The sequence below is a fragment of the Caulobacter sp. B11 genome (genome assembly GCF_002737765.1).
Classification (GTDB): Bacteria; Pseudomonadota; Alphaproteobacteria; order Caulobacterales; family Caulobacteraceae; genus Caulobacter.
The window spans coordinates 1-3,011 of sequence record NZ_PEGG01000360.1; the positions used below are offsets into that span (position 1 = coordinate 1).

5 protein-coding genes are annotated in these 3,011 nt (G+C 65.1%); 1 reads left to right on the plus strand and 4 read right to left on the minus strand.

Annotation, left to right across the window (positions count from 1 at the left end):
* Both CSW58_RS15485 and CSW58_RS12710 read right to left on the minus strand, forming a co-directional pair.
* The coding region (locus CSW58_RS15485; protein ID WP_236627823.1) for a hypothetical protein at positions 1-227 on the minus strand (227 nt) is incomplete at its 3' end.
* 2 nt (positions 228-229) lie between these two features.
* Entirely contained in the window at positions 230-589 is a 360-nt protein-coding gene (locus CSW58_RS12710; protein ID WP_201721671.1) for a hypothetical protein, read from the minus strand.
* Positions 590-739: 150 nt separating this feature from the next.
* Between CSW58_RS12710 and CSW58_RS12715 the strand changes: the two genes are divergently transcribed.
* Positions 740-2,026: a transglutaminase family protein gene (locus tag CSW58_RS12715; protein WP_143755207.1), complete on the plus strand. Its 1,287-nt coding sequence runs from the start codon at positions 740-742 to the stop codon at positions 2,024-2,026.
* Between the two features lie 12 nt (positions 2,027-2,038).
* Here CSW58_RS12715 and CSW58_RS12720 read toward each other — a convergent pair whose 3' ends face one another.
* Together CSW58_RS12720 and CSW58_RS14180 are read right to left on the minus strand one after the other, a co-directional pair.
* On the minus strand, positions 2,039-2,587 hold the full coding sequence (locus CSW58_RS12720; RefSeq protein WP_099447532.1) for a hypothetical protein: 549 nt from the start codon (positions 2,585-2,587) through the stop codon (positions 2,039-2,041).
* Positions 2,497-2,826 carry a hypothetical protein gene (locus tag CSW58_RS14180; RefSeq protein WP_161494619.1) on the minus strand — a complete coding sequence of 110 codons (330 nt, stop codon included), beginning with the start codon at positions 2,824-2,826 and terminating at the stop codon, positions 2,497-2,499. Before CSW58_RS14180 ends, CSW58_RS12720 begins: the two co-directional genes overlap by 91 nt.
* Positions 2,827-3,011: the final 185 nt, after the last annotated feature.

The following is a 3,011-nucleotide window of genomic DNA, read 5'->3' on the forward strand; positions in this document are numbered from 1 at the left end:
CGGCCACGCGCGGGGCCAGGGCGGCCTGGAAGTCGCGAAAGCTCGTCCAGGAAGGGGCCGTCCGTCGGCGTCGACCCTGTCGAGGAGACCAGGCCCATATTGCAGAAGGCGATGACCTCGCCCGGCTGACACAGGTGACCATCCGGGCACAGCCACCGGACGCCCGATCGCGCGACCGTCAAGGCCCCGGCGGTCATCGGGCCCAGATGCAGGGGCGTGGAGATCAAGCCTAGACCTCGTCCCAGCTGAAGGCCTGCATGATGCCGGCCGTCGACAGGCGAAGGGCGCGGGTCGGCTCCGCGTCCAAGGGCTCGTCCGGCGTCGTGCTGAACAGGGCGAGCGAGGCTCCCACCGGGTATTCCTGGCCCTGGATCACATCCAGGCGGCGAAGATAGACCGCGTCCCGAACGGCCAATCGATAGGAGGCGATCGGCGGACAGTCGTGCGGCGCCGCGGCGCTGAGGTCGACCTTCAGATCCATCAGCTTGGAGCCGAGCGGAAGCAAATCGCCCACCGCGACGTGCAGGACCTCGATCGTCGCCGTCGTCATGAAAGGATTGATGATCGGCAGGGACAAACTCAACAGCAAGGCGATGACTCCGGTCGGGGATCGAGGGGCGAAGTTTAACCTCGCGGGCGCGGACCTGTCGTCAAGCTTCAGCGCCCTCGCGGGACTTTTCCTGCGGCGACGGGCGTGACAAGGAGGGGGGCGGTGCGGCGGGACGCGCGAGGAGTGGGAATGGAGCGTTCAGGCGACGATGCGATGGCGCGGTACCGTACGATCGCCGAGCCGCTGATCCTCGAATTTTTGATGGCCCAAGGTTGGCGCCAAGAGTGCATCCGGGGGGAGTTTGCGGAGTCTAGGCAGAGTGCGGCCGCGGCTCTTGATGCGCTGGTCGCCGCAGGTCTCCCGTTTCGAGACGTCGGCGATGGTGAAAGACTCTTTGACCCGGTCGAAGTCTATACATTTACGCGCCAGGCTGGCCTGAATGGCGCAAACGATTTTTGGGCGACGCGCTGTGTGCCGACCGGCAGGGCCATGGTCTGGGACGGTCGAATAGGCGGCGGCGATTTCAGCCTACCGCCTAGTCCAATTGATCTCGGCCCCCGCCGCTATCAGGTCAAGTTGTCCCGTACATACAACACGCGAGCCTTGCCATCGTCTGGGCGCGCACGACTCAGATTGCCTCTTCCGATCGAGGACGCAGCCCTGACCGACCTTAGCGTGGTTATCGAGCCGTCGATCGGGGTCACCGCGTCGGTCCATCAGGCTGTCGGTTATCTGGATGCGCGACTGGACCTGCCAGCGCCAGACGAGGTCACGGTGTCGGCTGATCTCAGGTTCACAGCCCGAGGGGTTGGTCCGACCGAGGGCACAGCGCGACAGCTGAACGAGGCTGATGCAGCTCTCTATTTACGGTCAGCCGAGGGCCTGATTCATGTCAGTCCACGGATTTCGGCTTTGGCCAGGACCATCGCTGACGGCGAGACCCGGCCGTCCAGACTGGCCCTGCTCTTCTGGCGCTATGTGCAGGACGGGTTCGTCGTTTCCGGCAAGCACTACGACTCGGTCGATCCCCACAAACCGTTGGACGACGTACTGGATCAGCGGATTTACAATTGTCAGTTCGGATCTGCGTTGATGGTATCGCTTTGCCGAGCCGTTGGAATTCCTGCACGACTGGTCACCGGATACCTGCTCTATGCTGGTCCCGGAGGTTTCCATACCTGGCTCGAGGTTTGGCTCGAGGAGACCGGGTGGACACCCTTCGACTTGGCCAGTTGGGACCTCTCTCTTGGCGGTACGGATCCATTGTGGCGAGACTGTTTTGCCGGTCAGGTGGACCACCGCATGGTCGTGGAACGGCCGCCCCGTTTGTTTAGCGGTCCTGGATCCATTCGATTGCCGAAGGCTTGGCACCTGCTTGTGGCGATCGAGGGCGGCGGAACCCGTTACGCCTTCCACGACCTGGCGACAGGCGACCTCGTCTATAGCGAATATGTCGAGGTCATCCGGCTCGACTGACGCGGCCGAGGCCTATGGGTTGAGGATGAAGGCCAGGCCCGACGGGCCGACGACCGAGACCGGTTCGGGCCCGAAATCGAAGACGCTAAGACCCTCCCGAATCGCGGCCTCGCGTCGGCGCAGCAGGCCCGCCGAAATGCCCAGCTCGTCGGCCAGCATGCGGTGGTGGCCCTGGTGCCAGGAATTGGCGCCATGGCTGACATAGACATAGAGATGCGGCGCGCCCGCCAGGGCGCCCATGGCCTGGCGCTGGCTATAGGCCCGGTGCACGGCGGAGTCCTCGGCAAGACGGGCGGTGTCGCCGGTTTCGGGATAGGGGACCTGGGCCGAGGCGCGGAACATCAGGGTGCCCGGCATCGACCCGTGCTCGGTGGCGCGCCAGTTGGTGCAATAGAGCGACCGGGCCGCCGGGAAGTACTGCATCAGGTCCTGCAGGCAGACGGCGTCATTCTGGCCGTCGATCAGCGCCTTCAGCTGCGCCGCGATTCGCGTCGGATGATCGTCGTCGTCCCACTGGCAAAGGACGTCGCCCCGCGCGGCGGCCGCCGATTGATTGCGCAAGCCGCCAGCGAGGCGCGGGACGACCTTCGAACAATGCGGATATCGTCCCGTCCCAGGCCCGCGACATGGTCGAGGATGGCTTGGCGCGCCTCGTCCGCCCCAGGATCGAGGACGATGACCAGTTCGCGCGCCGCATGGGTTTGCCGGCAATAGTCGCCGATCGCGTTCTGGAGGAACGCGAAGCGCAGCCAGGTGCACTGGGTCACCGTCAGGCAGCTCACCAGGGGCGTATCGCTCATGTGGCCTTCGCAGGGTTGCTCGTGATCCCGTCTTAGCGGAGCGGCAGGACGAGGGGCTATGGTTTTCTGGTCATCCCGGAACGGCGGTGATCCGCCGGGGTCCGCCCGCCGCCGTGAAAGCGCAGTCAGGCGGGCGAGGTGCATCAAGGGACGCCGCTGTGCTCAATCATCGGGGGGGGGCGTCA